Here is a 16,114-nt window from a genome sequence, read left to right as displayed (position 1 = left end):
TTTAGATAATACTAATATATTGTCAAGCAATATTGCTATGGAGGCTTTGATGACCGCGCCCATTATCCGCGCTTTTTTCGATGAACCGACCAATACGGTCAGCTATCTGGTTGCCGATCCGGTGACCGGCGATGCGGCGGTGATTGACCCGGTGCTGGACTTTGATCTGGCGAGCGGCGAAGTCGATACGCGCTCGGCCGCTGCAATATTGGCGGCGGCCCAGCAGGAAGGCTGGACCATCCGGCTCATCCTCGAGACCCATGCCCATGCCGACCATCTTTCCGCCGCGCCCTGGCTCAAGGAGCGGACCGGAGCGGACATCGGCATCGGCGAACATATCCGCGATGTGCAAAAGATTTTCCGACCGGTGTTCGGCTTTGAGACAAATGCGGTGCGCACGACAGATTTCGACCGTCTATTCGCCGATGGCGAGCGTTTCTCCGTGGGCAATCTCGATTTTGAAGTGATGCACACCCCGGGCCATACTCCCGCTGATCTCACCTATCGCGTCGGTGATGCAGCCTTTATCGGCGACACATTATTCATGCCCGATTATGGCACCGCACGCGCGGATTTTCCGGGCGGGGACGCGCGCACGCTCTACCGCTCGATCCGCCGCGTGCTAAGCCTGCCGGACAACACGCGCCTTTTCCTGTGCCATGATTATAAAGCGCCGGGACGCGACCATTATGTTTGGGAAACCACGGTCGCCGACCAGCGCCGCACGAGCATCCATGTTCATGACGGCATTGACGAGGATGATTTTGTCGCGATGCGTGAAGCGCGCGATGCGACCCTCCCCGTCCCGCGCCTCTTATTGCCGTCGATACAGGTCAATATCCACGCCGGCCACTTCCCCGAAGGCGAAGCGAACGGCGTGCGCTATTTGAAGATACCGGTAAAGGCGAAGGCGGATTATCCGCCCAGCGCCTCTTCCGAATAAGCTGCGAGTGGGAGTGCGGTGCCGGATTGGCGGATCAGTGCCTGCTTGCGGAAGAAACGCAGCAGGCCGCTATCCCCCATGCGTGAAGGGCCGAGGCCGCTTTGACCGAAGCTTGATTTTTCGGCCTCCCACACAAGGCCGGTAAGCGAACCGTCATTGATCGACACACCGCCCGCGTTCAGGCGCATACCGACCGCTTCGGCTTCCGCAGTCGTGCCTGCAAAGACCGACGCCGACAGGCCGAACACTCCGCTATTGGCAAGCGCAACCGCTTCATCGACACTATCGAAAACCGTCACCGGAATGACCGGCCCGAAAGTTTCTTCGGCCATCACGGCCATATCGTCGGTAACATTGGTGAGGACGGTCGGGCGCAGATATTTGCCGCCGCCCAAGGTTTCGACCGTGCCGCCTGCGAGGATGGTTGCGCCCTTGGTGACAGCATCGTCCAACTGGCGCTGCACAATCTCCGCTTGGCGGGCAAAGATGAACGGGCCGATTTCGCCCTGATGCACGTCGGGATAGTTGAGCCGCGCGGCCTTGGCTTTGGCGACCAGCGCCTCCAGAAACGGACCGGCAATGTCACGCGCGACATAGATGCGTTCCAAAGACTGGCACGCCTGCCCCGTATTCAGCACCGATGCGCGCAAGGCGGTGTCGGCGGCCTTGTCCGGATCGGCGCTTGCCAGCACGATCATCGGATCTTTGCCGCCAAGTTCAAGGCTCGCCGGAATGAAGGCGCGCGCGGCGGCTTCGCCGACTTTACGCCCCGTCGCAACTGACCCTGTAAAAGCGATAAAATCGACATGGCCGATAAGCGCCGCACCGGTCGCCCCATCGCCTTCGATGAGCGCCAGCACAGCGGCGGCTTCCGGCACTTCGGCAATCGCGGCCATCAGCGGCTTGATAAAGCGCGGCGTGACTTCGGACGGCTTCACAATCACCGCACAGCCTGCCGCAAGCGCCGGGATGGCGTCGATCAGCGCGAGTGTCAGCGGGAAATTCCACGGGCTGATTACCCCAAGTAATTGATAGGGCACCAGCCGCGTCGAGGTCGTAATCGTCGGGATGGCCGTCTGGCGGTCCGTAACCTGCGCCGCTGCAATCAACCCCGGCGCGCTGTCGGCCCAGCGATGGAAGGTTTTGGCCATCGCATCGACTTCGATTTTCGAGATTGCCGCGCGGCCCGTGTCATCGGTCAGTGCAGCAATCAGCGCCGCGCGGTGGCGTTCCAGAGCATCGCCCAGCGCGCGCAGCACCACGCTGCGTTCTTCAGGCGTTTTCGCCGCCCATGCCGGTTGTGCCGCGCGGAGCTTGGCGGCAAGCGCCTCAATCTGGTCCCCGTTCAACGGCGCGATGCTATAATCCGCCGTACCGGTGCGCGGGTTGATGACGGGCATAGTGGGTGCGGCGCTCATTGTTGCGCCTCCCAGCTTGCGACAATTTCTTCGCCGGTCGCGACCCAGGCGTCGGGGCGCGCGGCAAGTTGCTGCAAGAGTCCTTCAAACGCCGATATGCGATAGGGCAGCGCCATAATGTAAGGCGTTACATGGAGCGGCAACATCCGCCCGCCATAGTCGCCCGCTTCGCCTGCCAGCCAGTCAAAGGCGTCGAGCATTTGGGTCGCATAGTTATCCGCCGATTGCTGTTGCACCGTGATAATCTGACGGTCCGACAGTTCATGGTTCAAGGGCAGATTGATAAGGCCATTATTGAACCGATAGGGTAGTTCGTCATTGACCCAATCGCACGCATAAGTGAGGCCTGCATCTTTCAATAAATCCGGTGTATTCCAGCTTTGCGAGCGCGCGATGGACAGCCAGCCCTTGGGGCGTTTGCCCGACGCCGCTTCAAGCGAAGCCAGCGATTGCGCAATCAGCGCGCGTTCATCCTCAACCGGCAAACCGCTCGCAATCGTGCCGTTCATATCGGTCGAGTGCGCGATAATCTCATGGCCGTCCGCGATGATGTCGCGGATGATTTCGGTATAGCGGTCGGCAATCGCGCCATTGGTCGCGACCGACACTTTGACCCCCGCTTTTTTGAACGCATCCAACAAGCGGTAAAAGCCGACCCGCGTGCCATATTCGCGCGCGGTATAGTGGCGATAATCGGGGTAGCTGGTCTGCATATGCCCCGGAGCGCGGAACGGCGTATCGCTGGGCGTAATCGGGAACCATTCAAGGCTCACGCACACCCACACCGCCACTTTCTTGCCTTCGGGCCACGCCACCGGCTTACGGTCACGCAGCGCCGACCACGGGTAAATTTCATGGTCATAGCCTTCATGGCGGTGCGGATAGTCGAGATAGGAGGGATCAAGCGCCACGAGCGGCCTCCTCATAATGATGGGCATAATAATGGTCGGCAATTTCACCGGCACGGGCAATCCATGCGCGGCCATCTTCGGCGATATGGCGCAGCACATCGGCGAACGGCCCGATGCGGTGGGGCTGGCCGATGAGGTAAGCGTGCAAGGGGATGCACATCACCGTCCCCGATGTTTCGCCTTCCTCCGCGAGCCGCTCATATTGGCGGATCAGCGTATCGGCATACTCGCGCGGGCTCATATTATAGATGAAAAAGCCATAATGGTCGTTGACCTCAAGGCTATAGGGGATCGAGATGAGCTTGCCCTGCTTGACCTTCACCGGTTGGGGTTGATCGTCATGATAAAGGTCGCAGGTATAATCGAGCCCATATTCGGCAATCAGGTCCAAGGTGCGCGGCGTGTGGGTGAGCGCAGGCGCGAGCCAGCCGCGAATGGTCTGGCCGGTCGCCTCTTTCACCGTGCGGATCGAATCTTCGATGATCGCCCGTTCTTGGGCTTCATCCATGCCATAGGAATAGCGGGTATTATAAATGCCGTGGCTGAAAAACTCCCAGCCGCGTTCATTGGCATCGGCCACAACTTCGGGGTGATGCTGGCACAAAGCGACCGACAGCGACACTGATCCCGGAAAGCCATATTTCGACATCGCCTCCGCCATGCGCCAGTGCGACACGCGGTTACTATGGTCGCGATGGGCATAGCCGACCACATCGGGATGCGGCTTGGCCCAGCTTTTGCGCATCGGGTTGGCGGGCGGGTCTATCTCATAATATTCGAGATTGGGGGCGACCCACACCGCGACCTTCTTGCCGCCGGGCCATTCGATTTTCGGGCGGCCGCGATAGGGCGAAAAATCATAAAGGCCCGGATCGGCTTCACCTTCACGCATCAGCGGGCCTCCAGCCAGTCAATCACCGCCTGCACCGGCTCGACATCGGCATATTTGAGCTGGAGATCGGTCAAATTCGCGAAATGATAGCTTTCATGCTTGTCCGCGCAGGTTTCGATGGGGACGATGGTGCGGAAGCCATAGGACAGCGCATCGACCGCGGTTGCGCGGACACAGCCCGATGTGCTGCCCCCCGTCACCACCACCGTATCGACCTTGTGCCAGCGCAAATAGCTGGCGAGCGGGGTTTCGAAAAAGGCCGACGGCATCCGCTTGGTATATTGGAGGTCATCCGCGTCAATCTCGCAGCGCGGATCATAAGCATGGCGTTCGCTGCCATATTTGATGTTCTGGAGCGAATCGGGCGTGTCGGTGCGCGTGCCCCACACGCCGGCATCGCCTGCATCCTCCTTATATCCGACGCGACTCCACACCACCGGCATCCCTTTTTCGCGCGCCAAACGCGAAATAATATTCGCATATTCAATCTGTCGGGGGTCGGTTTCATACGCCGTTTTGAATAAATCGGTGCGCGTATAGGCTTGCTGGAAATCGACATTGACGATGGCCAGCTTGTCACCGAAACCGAATTTGTTACGCGCCGGATTGGCCATAACCTCTTCAAATAATTGGCGTGCGGTCTTGCCGTCACTCACCATTCGGGTACCGATCAACGTCATCCCATGCTCCTTATAAAACGCGACTCACACAGTAATTTAAAAAAAAGACTTGTCGAGAGCAATTTGTCCGGACAAATTACAAGGCATGACGATCACACGCCACTTCATCCGCATCGGCAATCGCCGCGTTCATTACCGCAAGGCCGGAACCGGCCCGAACTTGCTCATGGTCCACCAGAGCCCCAGAAGCTCGGCGGAATATGAGCCGTTGATGGAGGAATGGGCGCAATATTTCACCTGCATAGCGCCCGATACGCCGGGCTTCGGCCAGTCCGACCCGCTCCCCGGCACGCCCGAAATTGCCGATTTTTCCAATGCGCTGATCGCGCTGCTTGATGCGCTCGGAATCGAGCAGACCGCCGCTTATGGCTTCCATTCGGGCGGTATCATTCTGGTCAATGCGGCCAAGCTTCACCCTGAGCGCTTCGCCGCCTTGTCGGTTGGCGGCTATGCCATCTGGACGCCCGAAGAGCGCGCGATTTTCGACAAGGATTATCTCCCCGCCTTCCAGCCGAGCAATTATGGCGAGCATCTCACCTGGTTGTGGAACCGAATGCTGGAACAGACCTGGTTCTTCCCCTGGTTCGACGTGCGCCCCGAAGCGCGCATGAGCGTCGCACATGACGATGTGGCACGTGTCGATTCGGCGGTGCGCGATATGCTCGACAGCGGCGATGCTTACCGCGCAGGCTATGGTGCCGTCTTGCGTGCCAATCGCGATATTCCGGGCGTTGACGACAAGACCGTCCCTGTGCTGATCGCCGCCTACAATGGCGACCCGTTGCAAGCCCATATTGCGCGCCTTGGCACCATGCCGCCAAGCTGGCGCGCCGAAGCGGTGGCAACACCCGCCGACCTTCATACCGTTTGCCTCGCCCATTTGCGCGAGGCCCCCGCGCTCCTCAGCCCCGCCATCGCCGAATCGGGCGATGGCGGGTTCGTGCCGGCGAAGGGCACAGGCTTTGACGGGCTGGTGCATTGGGAAGGCAACCGCCAAGCCGAAACCATCCTGTTGCACGCGCCGGGCCGCTCGGTGGATTTGCTTGAGACGAGCAATGCACTCGCGATTGACCTGCCGGGGCATGGGCTCAGCGATGGTTGGGCGGAGGGCGCATCTCCCTCGCTCGACGATTGGGCGAGCGTTGTTGCCGATGCGATTGCGGCGGTCAGCACTGCGCCCACCCGCTCGATCATCGGCGAAGGCGTGTCCGCTTTGCTCGCTGCGGCTGTTGCGGCCAAGCTTGGCGCGCGCGATTGGGGCGCGACCGACGCGCATATCCCGATGCCCGACGCAAGCGCAGCTTGGGCGGACCAAGCCATTCCCGACCAGACCCCAGACCGCCACGGCGCTTATCTGAACGCGGCGTGGAATGCGGTGCGGGGGGCGCATTTCTTCTGGCCGTGGTTCGATGCCAAGGCCGCCAATGCGATAGGCTTCAGCGCGGATGCGATTACGCCGGAAGCCCTTGCGCGCGAGCATAAGAGCCTCATCCGCGCGCGGTCAGGGCGGCCCTTGCTCGCAACCCTTCTCGCCGCCGACCGCGATGCACTGCTTGCCGCAGCGCCGCCGGTAGGCCCATGGGACAAGGCCGATTGGGCCATGTCCCGCACCGACATTTGGAGCCCGTCCGGGCGCTGAATAATCCCGTGTAACCAAGGAGAGTAGTTATGGGAATTCGTGAAGACATGCCGTTACTGGCCCGTCATGAGGGCGTATGGGACGGCGTTTATACTTATTATAATGCGGCCGGTGAAAAGATTGACGAACATAAATCGCGCCTGTTCTGCCGCTTCCCCGACGGCGGTGAATTCCCCTATCACCAGACCAACCATTATACATGGGATGATGGCCGCAAGGATGTACGCGACTTCCCCGCAACCTATCATGACAAGCGCGTGTGGTGGGACAATGACCTCATCAAAGGCTGGGCAGCGGAAGTGTCGCTCGACGAATATAACCGCACCGTGATGCTCTATTGGCAGCGTCAAGGTGACCCCAGCCTCTATCTTTACGAAATGATCCAGATGTCGGACGATGGCCAATCGCGTTGCCGCACATGGCACTGGATCCGCAATGGCGAACTCGAAACCCGCACCGCCATCCAGGAAAAGCTGGTGAGCCGTGACTGGGCGGCGCTCGAAAAGGAAATGGAGGCTGAATCTGCTTGATCCGCAGACCCTTTTCGCGAAAATCTGGGACCGCCATATTGTGGTGGCTTTGGGTGGCGGCGCGGACCTCGTCGCCATCGACCGGATTTTCCTACATGAACGGACCGGCGCTGCTGCCCTCAACAGTTTGAAGGCGGCAGGCCGTCCGGTTGCCGATCCGTCGCGCGTTTTTTGCGTGATGGACCATATTGTCGACACGCGCCCCGGACGCGGCGACCAGACCTTGATGCCGGGCGGACAGGCCTTCATCACCGAAACCCGCGCTGCCGCTATCGAGGCCGGGATTACCCTGTTCGATGTGACCGACGCCGATCAAGGCATTGTCCATGTCGTCTCGCCCGAACTCGGCATTGTGCTCCCCGGCTGCACGCTGATTGCGCCCGACAGCCATACCTGCACCCAAGGCGCGTTCGGCGCGCTCGCGTGGGGGATCGGCTCGTCCGAGGCCGAACATGCGATGGCAACCGGCACCTTGCGCCTCACACGCCCCAAAACCATGCGCGTGACCTTTACCGGCACTTTGGCCGCTGGCGTTACGCCCAAGGATATGATCCTGACGCTGATCGCCCGATATGGCGCGGGCGGCGGCAAGGGCTACGCGGTCGAATTTACCGGCGATGCGGTGACGGCGCTCGACATGGAAGGGCGCATGACCTTGTGCAACATGGCGACCGAATTTTCCGCCATGACCGGCATGATCGCGCCTGACCAAAAAAGCTATGACTGGATTATCGGGCGGCGTTACGCGCCCAAGGCCGCGCTTTATGACCAAGCGGTGGCCGAATGGAAAAAGCTGCCGACCGATGAAGGCGCGGTTTTTGACAGCGATATCGTGATTGATGCGTCCACCATCGAACCGATGGTCAGTTGGGGCACTTCGCCTGAACATAGCACGGACATTTCCGGGGTAGTGCCGCAAGGCGCGCCCACGCGTCCGCTCGATTATATGGATGTGCGCGAAGGGCAAGACTTGCAGGATTTGACCATTGATGCCGCCTTTATCGGCAGTTGCACCAATGGCCGCCTGTCCGACCTACGCCGCGCCGCCGCCATTCTGGAAGGACGGCAGGTGGCCGAGGGCGTCAAGGCACTTGTCGTCCCCGGATCGATGGCCGTGCGCCGCGCCGCCGAAGCCGAAGGCCTCGACAAAATCTTCACCGATGCAGGCTTTGAATGGCGCATGAGCGGCTGTTCAATGTGCTTTTATGCAGGCGGCGAAAGCTTCCCGGCGGGATCGCGCGTGATTTCATCGACCAACCGCAATTTTGAAGGCCGCCAAGGCCCGAATATCCGAACGCATATTGCCAGCCCCGAAACGGTCGCGGCGAGTGCGATTGCGGGGCGGATTGCGGACCCGCGCGACTATCAAGGGGATGGGAAATGACGGCCCGCCTTCCCTCCTCTCCTTCGTCATTCCCGCGAAAGCGGGAATCCATCTCCCGACCGTTCGGCAAACCGCCAGCCCATCAGATGGATCCCCGCCTGCGCGGGGATGACGAAGGGATATTTTTGGAGGCTGCATATCATGCCTGAACCCTTCATCACCCTCACCGCCATTGCCGCGCCGCTCCTTCGCGACAATATCGACACGGACGCGATCATCCCCTCGCGCGAGATGAAAAGCACGGGCAAGACCGGCCTCGCCGACGGGCTATTTTCCGCATGGCGCTATCTGACGCCCGGTGGCCGTGATCCCAACCCCGACTTCATCCTCAACCAGCCCGCTTATGCCGATGCGCAAATGCTGCTCGGGGGGAGCAATTTCGGCTGCGGGTCAAGCCGCGAACACGCCGTCTGGGCGCTCGCCGAATATGGTATCCGCGCGGTTTTGGCGCCCAGCTTTGCGCCGATTTTTGCAGGGAATTGCACCCGCAACGGCATTGTGCCCGTAGTCCTCCCGCCCGAAACCATCGCTGAAATTGCCGCGGATGGCGGCCCCGTGACCGTCGATCTGGAGCAACAACAAGTGCGGCTCGAAGATGGCCGCGCTTGGGCTTTCGAGATCGGCGCAGAAGCGCGCGCGATGCTATTGGAAGGCCTCGACGCCATCGACCTCACTTTCAAACATAAAGCGGAGATTGCCGCTTTTCAGGCCGCCGACCGCATGGCGCGACCTTGGATTTATCTTGGAGACATACGCGCATGACCCGCATCCATATCAGCGAAGTCGGCCCCCGCGACGGGCTTCAGAGCATCGACCGCGTCATGCCGCTGGAAGCCAAAAAGGCATGGATTGCCGCCGAAGCTGCCGCCGGTGTCCCCGAAATCGAAGTGGGCAGCTTTGTCCCGCCTTCCTTGCTCCCGCAAATGGCCGACACCGCCGAACTCATCGCGTTTGCGCGGCAGATTGAAGGCCTGTCGGTCGCTGTCCTCATCCCCAACCTCAAAGGGGCTGAGCGCGCGGTTGCGGCGGGCGCTGAAAAAATGTCGATCCCCTTTTCCATGTCCGAAACCCACAGCCTTAAAAATGTGCGCAAGGATCATGCCGCGATGGTCGCGGAAATCGCAGCGATTGCGGCCCTCGTTGCCGAACAGCCCGAAGCCACGCGCCCGCATTTTGAAGTGGGCCTTGCGACTGCTTTCGGTTGCACCATCGAAGGGCCGGTCAGCGAAGATCAGGTGGTGCGCCTTGCCACCGCGGCTATCGAAGCGGGCGCGGTAGAAGTCGGATTATCCGACACCACCGGCTATGCCAACCCCGCGCAGGTAAAACGCCTCGTGCGCCGCGTCAAAGCGGAGATCGGGTCGGACAAGCTCAACACGCTCCACCTCCACAATACACGCGGCCTTGGCCTTGCCAATGCGCTGGCCGGATTGGAGGAAGGGATTACCACGCTCGATTCCTCGCTCGGTGGCCTCGGCGGCTGTCCGTTTGCGCCGGGCGCGTCGGGCAATATCGTCACCGAAGATCTGGTCTTCATGCTCGAAGCGATGGGCTATGACACCGGCATCGACCTCGACAAATTGCTGCAGGTGCGCGGCATCATCGCCGACGCGCTCCCCGGCGAGCCGCTCTATGGTTTCACGCCCGATGCAGGGCTTCCACTCGGATTTCATCAGGAGAAAGCCGCATGAGCGCGCCGCAACCTTTGGCAGGCCTCAAGGTCGTAGAATTTACCCATATGGTCATGGGTCCGGCGGCGGGCGCAATCCTTGCGGCCTTGGGCGCGGACGTCACCCGCGTCGAGCCGGTCGAGGGCGACAAGACGCGCACCTTGTTAGGGTCGGGCGCGGGCTATTTCCCGATGTATAACCGCCACAAAAAAAGCATCAGCCTTGATTTGAAATCCGAAGATGGCTTGGCAACCGCAAAGGCCTTGGCGGGTGAGGCCGACATCCTCATCGAAAATTTCCGTCCCGGCGCGCTCGACAAACTTGGCCTTGGCTATGAGGCGCTTGCCACCGCCAATCCGCGGCTCATTTATTGTTCGGCTAAAGGCTTCCTCCCCGGCCCCTATGAACAGCGCACCGCATTGGATGAAGTCGCGCAGATGATGGGCGGCCTTGCCTATATGACCGGCCCGCCGGGACACCCGCTTCGCGCTGGCACCAGCGTCATTGATGTGACCGGCGGTATGTTCGGCGTGATCGGCGTCCTCGCGGCGGTCGAAGAACGCCACCGCACCGGCAAGGGCCAGCTTGTCCAAGCTTCATTGTTTGAAACCACCATATTTCTCGTCGGCCAGCATATGGCGCAATATGCGGTCACCGGAAAACCGGCCAGCCCGATGCCCGCGCGCATTTCCGCCTGGGCGATTTATGATGTGTTCGAAACCAAGGACGAGCCGGTCTTTATCGGCGTTGTGACCGATGGCTTGTGGGAAAAATTCTGTGCGCTTTTTGGCTTGGACGCGCTGTGGGCGGACGAAACCTTGCGCAAGAATAATGAGCGGGTGATGCAGCGCGAGCGCATCCTGCCGCAAATTCGCGAGCTGATTTCCGGCTTTACCCGCGACGAGGTGATTGCGCGCCTCGAAGGCACCGGCCTCCCCTTCGCCCCCATCGGCAAGCCCGAAGATATGTTCGACGACCCGCATCTGGTCGCGTCCGGCCTGTTTGAAAATGTGACCCTGCCCGATGGCCGCGAAACGCAGCTTCCGGGGCTACCGATTGCGTTTAACGGACAACTCACCGCCCGCGATGCGGTGTTGCCGTTACCGGGTGAGGACGGGAAGTAGGTTTATTCCCTGCCGGTATAGAAAACCGTTAGTCCTGAGCCCGTCGAAGGACGGGGGAAAGGTCTGCGCTAATCCTGATGGCCGTCCCTCGACAAGCTCAGGGCTAACGGTTTTTGGTGGCGGAGAGGCGTAGCAAAAAACGGGGACCGTAGCCCCCGTTTCCTATCCATCATTCCAGCGTAGGATCAGCGCCGCTTATTCGCCGGGCGCGGGTCGGTCCAGGCGAAGGCGTTGGCGGCGACCGGCACGTTGAAACGCTGGTCGCGCAGCTTGATGGCGGTGCGCTTGTTTTGCGCGTCGGTGGCCACCCAGCCTGACAATTTAAGGCCCGCAGGCGCGCCTGCTTCACGGACAAACACCATCGTGATGATGCCATATTCGGGGCGTTTAGGGTCGCGCACTTCGACCGACAGCACACGCGGGTCGCCGGTCTGGATGACGCGGCCATATTTGCTCAAATCCATATTGGGATTGAGCAGCGCGCCGAGCGGCGAATTGCTGATCGGCCAGCGTTGGACCTGCTTTACCTCATAGTCGATCATGGTCAGCGCCTTGCCGTCCGACACGATCAGCATGGGTACGCCCTTTTGATATTGGAAACGGATCTTGCCCGGACGCTTCAAGGTGAGCGTGCCGGTCAGCGACTGGTTGTTGCGGTCTGTCTGCACAAAGCCTGCGGTCATCGAATCGACCGCGCGCAGATGCGCCTGCACCGCCGACAAATCGCTCGCTGCGCTTTGCGCAATCGCTGACGGAACGGCGACCGTCCCCAAAGCCAGCGGCGCTGCAAGCAAAGCAAGAGCATATTTGTTCATATTCTTATCCTTCATTTTCTTCATTCCGCTTTGGAGCGGGATAATTGCCCCTATAGCGTCAGGCCCATGAACCCGCGCTGACGCCATTCGTTCCCCCCTGTTCAGCTCTATGGCAACTTTGTCGCAAGCCTTGACCAAGGGCGGATCAGCGCGGTTGGCCTTGCTGGTCGATCATCACATCGCGCCGACCGACATGGTTGGGGGCGGAAACGACGCCATCTTCTTCCATCCGCTCGATAAGCCGCGCGGCGCTGTTATAGCCGATGCGCAATTGGCGTTGCAGCCAGCTCGTCGAAGCCTTCTGGCTGTCGATGACGATCTGGCAGGCTTTGCGGTACATTTTATCTTCCGCGCTATCTTCGCCGGTCGGCGCGCCTTCCAGCGCAAAGCCGCCATCTTCGGGTTCCTCTGTAACCGACTGGATATATTCCGGCGATCCTTGCGCGCGCCAATGGTCGGCAACGCCGCGCACTTCATCATCGGACACGAACGGCCCGTGGACGCGCTGCAAACCCTTGCCGCCCGGCATATAGAGCATATCGCCCTTGCCCAGCAGTTGCTCCGCGCCCTGTTCGCCGAGGATGGTGCGGCTGTCGATTTTGGAGGTTACGGCAAAGCTGATGCGGGTCGGCAGGTTTGCCTTGATGACGCCGGTGATGACGTCGACCGAGGGGCGCTGCGTCGCCATGATGAGGTGGATGCCCGCCGCGCGCGCCTTTTGCGCGAGCCGCTGGATCAGGAATTCCACCTCCTTGCCCGCGGTCATCATGAGGTCCGCAAGCTCGTCGACCACCACCACAATTTGCGGCAGCGGCGCATAATCGAGCTGCTCTTCTTCATAAATGGGCTGGCCGGTTTCGGGGTCATAGCCGGTTTGCACACGGCGGCCCAAAGGCTTCCCCTTGGCAATCGCGGCCTTCACCTTTTCATTATAATTGGCAAGGTTGCGCACCGAAAGGCTCGACATCATGCGATAGCGATCCTCCATCTGCTCGACCGCCCATTTGAGCGCGCGCACCGCTTTTTGCGGCTCGGTCACGACCGGCGACAAGAGGTGCGGAATATCGTCATAGATGCTGAGTTCGAGCATCTTGGGGTCGATCATGATCATGCGGCACTGGTCGGGCGTCAGGCGATAGAGCAAGGACAGGATCATGCAATTAAGGCCGACAGACTTACCCGAACCGGTCGTGCCCGCAACCAGCAAGTGCGGCATCGGGGCAAGGTCTGTCACCACCGGATCGCCGAAAATATTCTTGCCCAATACGATAGGAAGCTGCGCGGTCTGGTCAGCAAATTCTTCGCTGCCGATCATTTCATGCAGCACCACGGATTCGCGCTTGGCATTGGGGAGTTCGATGCCAATCACCGTGCGTCCCGGAATGGGGGCAATGCGCGCAGACATGGCGCTCATATTACGCGCAATATCTTCGGCGAGGTTGGAGACGCGGCTTGCCTTGGTGCCGGGCGCGGGTTCCAGTTCGTACATGGTGACGACGGGACCGGGGCGCACCGCCGTAATCTGGCCCTTAACCGCGAAATCTTCGAGCACACTTTCGAGGAGGCGCGCATTTTTCTCAAGGCCTGCCTTGTCGATCACCGGGCCTTGATTGGGCGGTGCGGGGGTCAGCAGGTCGAGCGAGGGTAGCGAGAAATTGCCGAACATTTCGGTTTGGCGCGGGGCCATCGGCTTGGGCTGGGCGACTGTAATCGGACGCGCAGGTTCGGCAATAGTCGGCGGTGCGCGGTCCACCGGCGTTACATCAGGACGCGGCTGGACCGCACGGCGCGGCGCTTCATTGGGGTCAGGAATATGCGGGAGCGCAACCTCGCCCTCCTTGCGCCGCCATTGCAGGTTCGGCAGCAACGGACGGTCAAGCCGCAAACTTTTCCACACACACCACAGCCCGATTGCCCCGCTAATCAATGCGGTGCCCCAAGCAATCGGCAGCGCGGCTTGCGCGCCCGCCAGATTGCCGAGGAGGTGGACCAGCTTGGCCCCGCCAAAACCGATCAGTCCGCCCCATCCCGCCGGAAGCGCAAGCCACGGGTCGGGCTGGACGAGATGGAGGGCAATGCCGACAAGGCTCACCCCGATCAGGCATTTGACCAGTTGCGCTTTCCAGTCAGGCTGGGCGTCATGCCGCCACAGTCGCGCGGTGAAGGCAAGCAGCAGCAAGATTAAAAAGCCGATGGGCGGCCCCCAAAGCTGGAGCAGCAAATCGGATACCCAGGCACCAAGCCCGCCCAGCATATTTTGCGCAGGACCACCGGCCGATGTGCTGGCCGAAGGATCACTCGGGTGATGGGTGACAAGCGCGAGCGCCAGCGCCAAGGTCGCAAGGCCGAGCAGAACCGCGCCGATCAGCGTGCCCGAACGCGCGAGTGTCTGGCGCATCACATCGCGCCAGTCATTGCCCTTTGCTCCGCGGCCATTGGCCGATGCGCCTTTCGCTGCCGGTTTCCGGCTCGCCATAATCCAAATGCTCCCACGCTCGCTGTTATAGCCATATAGCACAGCCATAAAGCCTGCCGCAATCCATGCGGGAGCGCAGAGTCTGCGTCAAGAGTCCGGCGCTGCCGTGCAACGCAGTTTACCGATATTCACCCGTGACCTTGCGCGCCTAACGGCTTAAAGAGAGCTTAAGCCCATCGGATTTCAGCAAGGTTACACCCATGTCCAAACCCCTCCATAGCGACATCATCATTTCCGGCGGCGGCCTGATCGGTCAGGCGTTCGCGGTGGCGCTCGCGCATCATGGGCTGTCGAGCCGGGTGATCGACCCGATGGATCCGGCAGCACAGGTCGCGCCCGCCGCCGATGGCCGCGTCGCCTCGATTGCGAGCGGAAGCTGGAAAATGTTGGAGACCATCGGCATTACGCCGGGCATTGCCGAAGCCTGCCCCATCGAACAAATCTGGGTGTCGGACGGCCTCAAACCCGGCGAGCTGGATTTCCAGCCGCAAGACGGCACCGGCCCGTTGGGCTATATGGTGCAGAACCGCCATATGCGGCTGGCGGTGCAAGATGTGGTCGCGGCGCATAGCGACCTTATCCTTCTCCACATGCCCGCCAAAGCGGTCGACATTGTCCGCGACGCACACCGCGCGACCGTGACGCTTGATACGGGCGAAATACTGACCGCGCCGCTCATGGTGGTGGCGGAAGGCCGCTTTTCGCCGACACGCGAGGCGGAGCAATTCGGGTTGGCAAGCTGGGACTATCATCATGTCGCGCTGGTCGGGCAGATCACCCATGAAACCCCGCACGACAATATTGCCTATGAAATTTTCTATCCCGACGGCCCGTTCGCGATCCTGCCGATGGAGGATTTGAACGGTAAGCATCGTTCGGCCTATGTGTTCACCGTGCCCAAGGCCAAGGCCGAAGCCTATAAAAAGCTAGGCGACCGCGGTTTCCTTGCCGAACTTGACCGTCATATGGGCGGGATGCTTGGTGCCATAGAATTGGCCGCCCCGCGCATGAGTTATCCGCTGGGCTTCATCCACACCGCCAAAGTGATCCGCGACCGGCTCGTCCTCATCGGCGATACCGCGCACGGGATGCACCCGATTGCGGGGCAAGGACTGAACCTTGGCTATCGCGATGTAGCGGCGCTCACACAGGTGCTGGTCGAAGGCGCGCGGCTCGGCCTCGACCTAGGCGATAATCAATTGCTCGAAAAATATGAACGCTGGCGCAGCATGGATAGCGTGGTGACGATGGGCACCACCGACGCGCTGGTGCGGCTGTTTTCGGTCCCCGGCAAGACCATGTCGGCGGTGCGCCGTTTCGGCTTGGGCGCGGTGCAACGCTCCGGCCCGCTCAAGACATTCTTCATGGGCGAAGCGCGCGGCGAAGGCGGCGAATTACCGAAATTGCTGGCGGGCATGGAGGTTTAAGCCTCCCCGCTCTTTCCTCCTTCAAGTCATTGCGAGGAGCGCAGCGACGAAGCAATCCAGTGTTGCGTAAACCGCTCTGGATTGCCGTGCGCCTTCGGCGCTCGCAATGACGAAGTTTGTGGACTGGCACTTTTGTCCAGACTCCCCCCTTGTAAGATTGTTGCGCGCGCGGCACAGTCCGGGTTCCTCCCCTTAGGGATTCCGT

General features: G+C 60.7%; 14 protein-coding genes. 8 read left to right on the top strand and 6 right to left on the bottom strand.

The window, feature by feature from the left end:
- Positions 1–49 precede the first annotated feature (49 nt).
- Positions 50–943, top strand: a complete 894-nt coding sequence (locus DMP17_RS13325) for an MBL fold metallo-hydrolase (RefSeq protein ID WP_337829561.1) — start codon at positions 50–52, stop codon at positions 941–943.
- On the opposite strand, the gene DMP17_RS13320 is transcribed toward DMP17_RS13325, so the two are convergent.
- From DMP17_RS13320 to DMP17_RS13305, 4 genes are read right to left on the bottom strand one after another with little or no spacing between them, the layout of a single operon-like run.
- Positions 916–2,361: an aldehyde dehydrogenase family protein gene (locus DMP17_RS13320; RefSeq protein WP_337829560.1), complete on the bottom strand. Its 1,446-nt coding sequence runs from the start codon at positions 2,359–2,361 to the stop codon at positions 916–918. The two genes, DMP17_RS13325 and DMP17_RS13320, sit on opposite strands and share 28 nt — an antisense overlap.
- Entirely contained in the window at positions 2,358–3,272 is a 915-nt protein-coding gene (locus tag DMP17_RS13315) for a polysaccharide deacetylase family protein (protein WP_337829559.1), read from the bottom strand. Before DMP17_RS13315 ends, DMP17_RS13320 begins: the two co-directional genes overlap by 4 nt.
- Complete coding sequence (locus DMP17_RS13310; protein ID WP_337829558.1) at positions 3,262–4,164, bottom strand: polysaccharide deacetylase family protein; 903 nt, start codon at positions 4,162–4,164, stop codon at positions 3,262–3,264. Before DMP17_RS13310 ends, DMP17_RS13315 begins: the two co-directional genes overlap by 11 nt.
- Positions 4,164–4,844, bottom strand: coding sequence for an isochorismatase family protein (locus DMP17_RS13305; RefSeq protein WP_337829557.1), 681 nt, complete (start codon positions 4,842–4,844; stop codon positions 4,164–4,166). The genes DMP17_RS13310 and DMP17_RS13305 overlap by 1 nt, the downstream gene beginning before the upstream one ends.
- Positions 4,845–4,929: 85 nt before the next feature.
- Here DMP17_RS13305 and DMP17_RS13300 point away from each other — a divergent pair, with 85 nt between their 5' ends.
- The 6 genes from DMP17_RS13300 to DMP17_RS13275 all read left to right on the top strand — a co-directional run bounded on the left by DMP17_RS13300 (position 4,930) and on the right by DMP17_RS13275 (position 11,191).
- On the top strand, positions 4,930–6,483 hold the full coding sequence (locus DMP17_RS13300; RefSeq protein WP_337829556.1) for an alpha/beta fold hydrolase: 1,554 nt from the start codon (positions 4,930–4,932) through the stop codon (positions 6,481–6,483).
- A 29-nt stretch (positions 6,484–6,512) separates the two neighbouring features.
- Positions 6,513–7,013: a hypothetical protein gene (locus DMP17_RS13295; protein ID WP_337829555.1), complete on the top strand. Its 501-nt coding sequence runs from the start codon at positions 6,513–6,515 to the stop codon at positions 7,011–7,013.
- The gene (locus DMP17_RS13290; RefSeq protein ID WP_337829554.1) at positions 6,967–8,397 is read left to right on the top strand and encodes a 3-isopropylmalate dehydratase large subunit; all 1,431 of its coding nucleotides are present in this window, start codon (positions 6,967–6,969) and stop codon (positions 8,395–8,397) included. The genes DMP17_RS13295 and DMP17_RS13290 overlap by 47 nt, the downstream gene beginning before the upstream one ends.
- 141 nt (positions 8,398–8,538) lie before the next feature.
- Complete coding sequence (leuD, locus tag DMP17_RS13285; RefSeq protein ID WP_337829553.1) at positions 8,539–9,159, top strand: 3-isopropylmalate dehydratase small subunit; 621 nt, start codon at positions 8,539–8,541, stop codon at positions 9,157–9,159.
- The gene (locus tag DMP17_RS13280; RefSeq protein WP_337829552.1) at positions 9,156–10,088 is read left to right on the top strand and encodes a hydroxymethylglutaryl-CoA lyase; all 933 of its coding nucleotides are present in this window, start codon (positions 9,156–9,158) and stop codon (positions 10,086–10,088) included. The genes leuD and DMP17_RS13280 overlap by 4 nt, the downstream gene beginning before the upstream one ends.
- A complete protein-coding gene (locus DMP17_RS13275; RefSeq protein WP_337829551.1) occupies positions 10,085–11,191 on the top strand; it encodes a CaiB/BaiF CoA transferase family protein in 1,107 nt (368 codons plus the stop codon). Before DMP17_RS13280 ends, DMP17_RS13275 begins: the two co-directional genes overlap by 4 nt.
- A 185-nt stretch (positions 11,192–11,376) precedes the next feature.
- Here DMP17_RS13275 and DMP17_RS13270 read toward each other — a convergent pair whose 3' ends face one another.
- Together DMP17_RS13270 and DMP17_RS13265 are read right to left on the bottom strand one after the other, a co-directional pair.
- Entirely contained in the window at positions 11,377–12,006 is a 630-nt protein-coding gene (locus DMP17_RS13270) for a LolA family protein (protein ID WP_337829550.1), read from the bottom strand.
- A gap of 145 nt (positions 12,007–12,151) precedes the next feature.
- On the bottom strand, positions 12,152–14,482 hold the full coding sequence (locus DMP17_RS13265) for an FtsK/SpoIIIE family DNA translocase (RefSeq protein WP_337829549.1): 2,331 nt from the start codon (positions 14,480–14,482) through the stop codon (positions 12,152–12,154).
- Positions 14,483–14,682: 200 nt separating this feature from the next.
- Between DMP17_RS13265 and DMP17_RS13260 the strand changes: the two genes are divergently transcribed.
- On the top strand, positions 14,683–15,909 hold the full coding sequence (locus DMP17_RS13260; RefSeq protein WP_337829548.1) for an FAD-dependent monooxygenase: 1,227 nt from the start codon (positions 14,683–14,685) through the stop codon (positions 15,907–15,909).
- Positions 15,910–16,114: the final 205 nt, after the last annotated feature.

It is taken from the genome of Pseudonocardia sp. TMWB2A (assembly GCF_017312135.1).
The sequence above is the reverse complement of the archived record's forward strand: the minus strand, read 5'-3'. Positions and strand labels throughout refer to the sequence as shown.

What these genes read in the sequence shown, in the direction of transcription:
- DMP17_RS13325 (WP_337829561.1), top strand. Translation starts at nt 50, where the DNA reads ATGACCGCGCCCATTATCCGCGCTTTTTTCGATGAACCGACCAATACG.
- DMP17_RS13320 (WP_337829560.1), bottom strand. Translation starts at nt 2,361, where the DNA reads ATGAGCGCCGCACCCACTATGCCCGTCATCAACCCGCGCACCGGTACG.
- DMP17_RS13310 (WP_337829558.1), bottom strand. Translation starts at nt 4,164, where the DNA reads ATGCGTGAAGGTGAAGCCGATCCGGGCCTTTATGATTTTTCGCCCTAT.
- DMP17_RS13305 (WP_337829557.1), bottom strand. Translation starts at nt 4,844, where the DNA reads ATGACGTTGATCGGTACCCGAATGGTGAGTGACGGCAAGACCGCACGC.
- DMP17_RS13300 (WP_337829556.1), top strand. Translation starts at nt 4,930, where the DNA reads ATGACGATCACACGCCACTTCATCCGCATCGGCAATCGCCGCGTTCAT.
- DMP17_RS13295 (WP_337829555.1), top strand. Translation starts at nt 6,513, where the DNA reads ATGGGAATTCGTGAAGACATGCCGTTACTGGCCCGTCATGAGGGCGTA.
- leuD (WP_337829553.1), top strand. Translation starts at nt 8,539, where the DNA reads ATGCCTGAACCCTTCATCACCCTCACCGCCATTGCCGCGCCGCTCCTT.
- DMP17_RS13280 (WP_337829552.1), top strand. Translation starts at nt 9,156, where the DNA reads ATGACCCGCATCCATATCAGCGAAGTCGGCCCCCGCGACGGGCTTCAG.
- DMP17_RS13275 (WP_337829551.1), top strand. Translation starts at nt 10,085, where the DNA reads ATGAGCGCGCCGCAACCTTTGGCAGGCCTCAAGGTCGTAGAATTTACC.
- DMP17_RS13270 (WP_337829550.1), bottom strand. Translation starts at nt 12,006, where the DNA reads ATGAACAAATATGCTCTTGCTTTGCTTGCAGCGCCGCTGGCTTTGGGG.
- DMP17_RS13265 (WP_337829549.1), bottom strand. Translation starts at nt 14,482, where the DNA reads ATGGCGAGCCGGAAACCGGCAGCGAAAGGCGCATCGGCCAATGGCCGC.
- DMP17_RS13260 (WP_337829548.1), top strand. Translation starts at nt 14,683, where the DNA reads ATGTCCAAACCCCTCCATAGCGACATCATCATTTCCGGCGGCGGCCTG.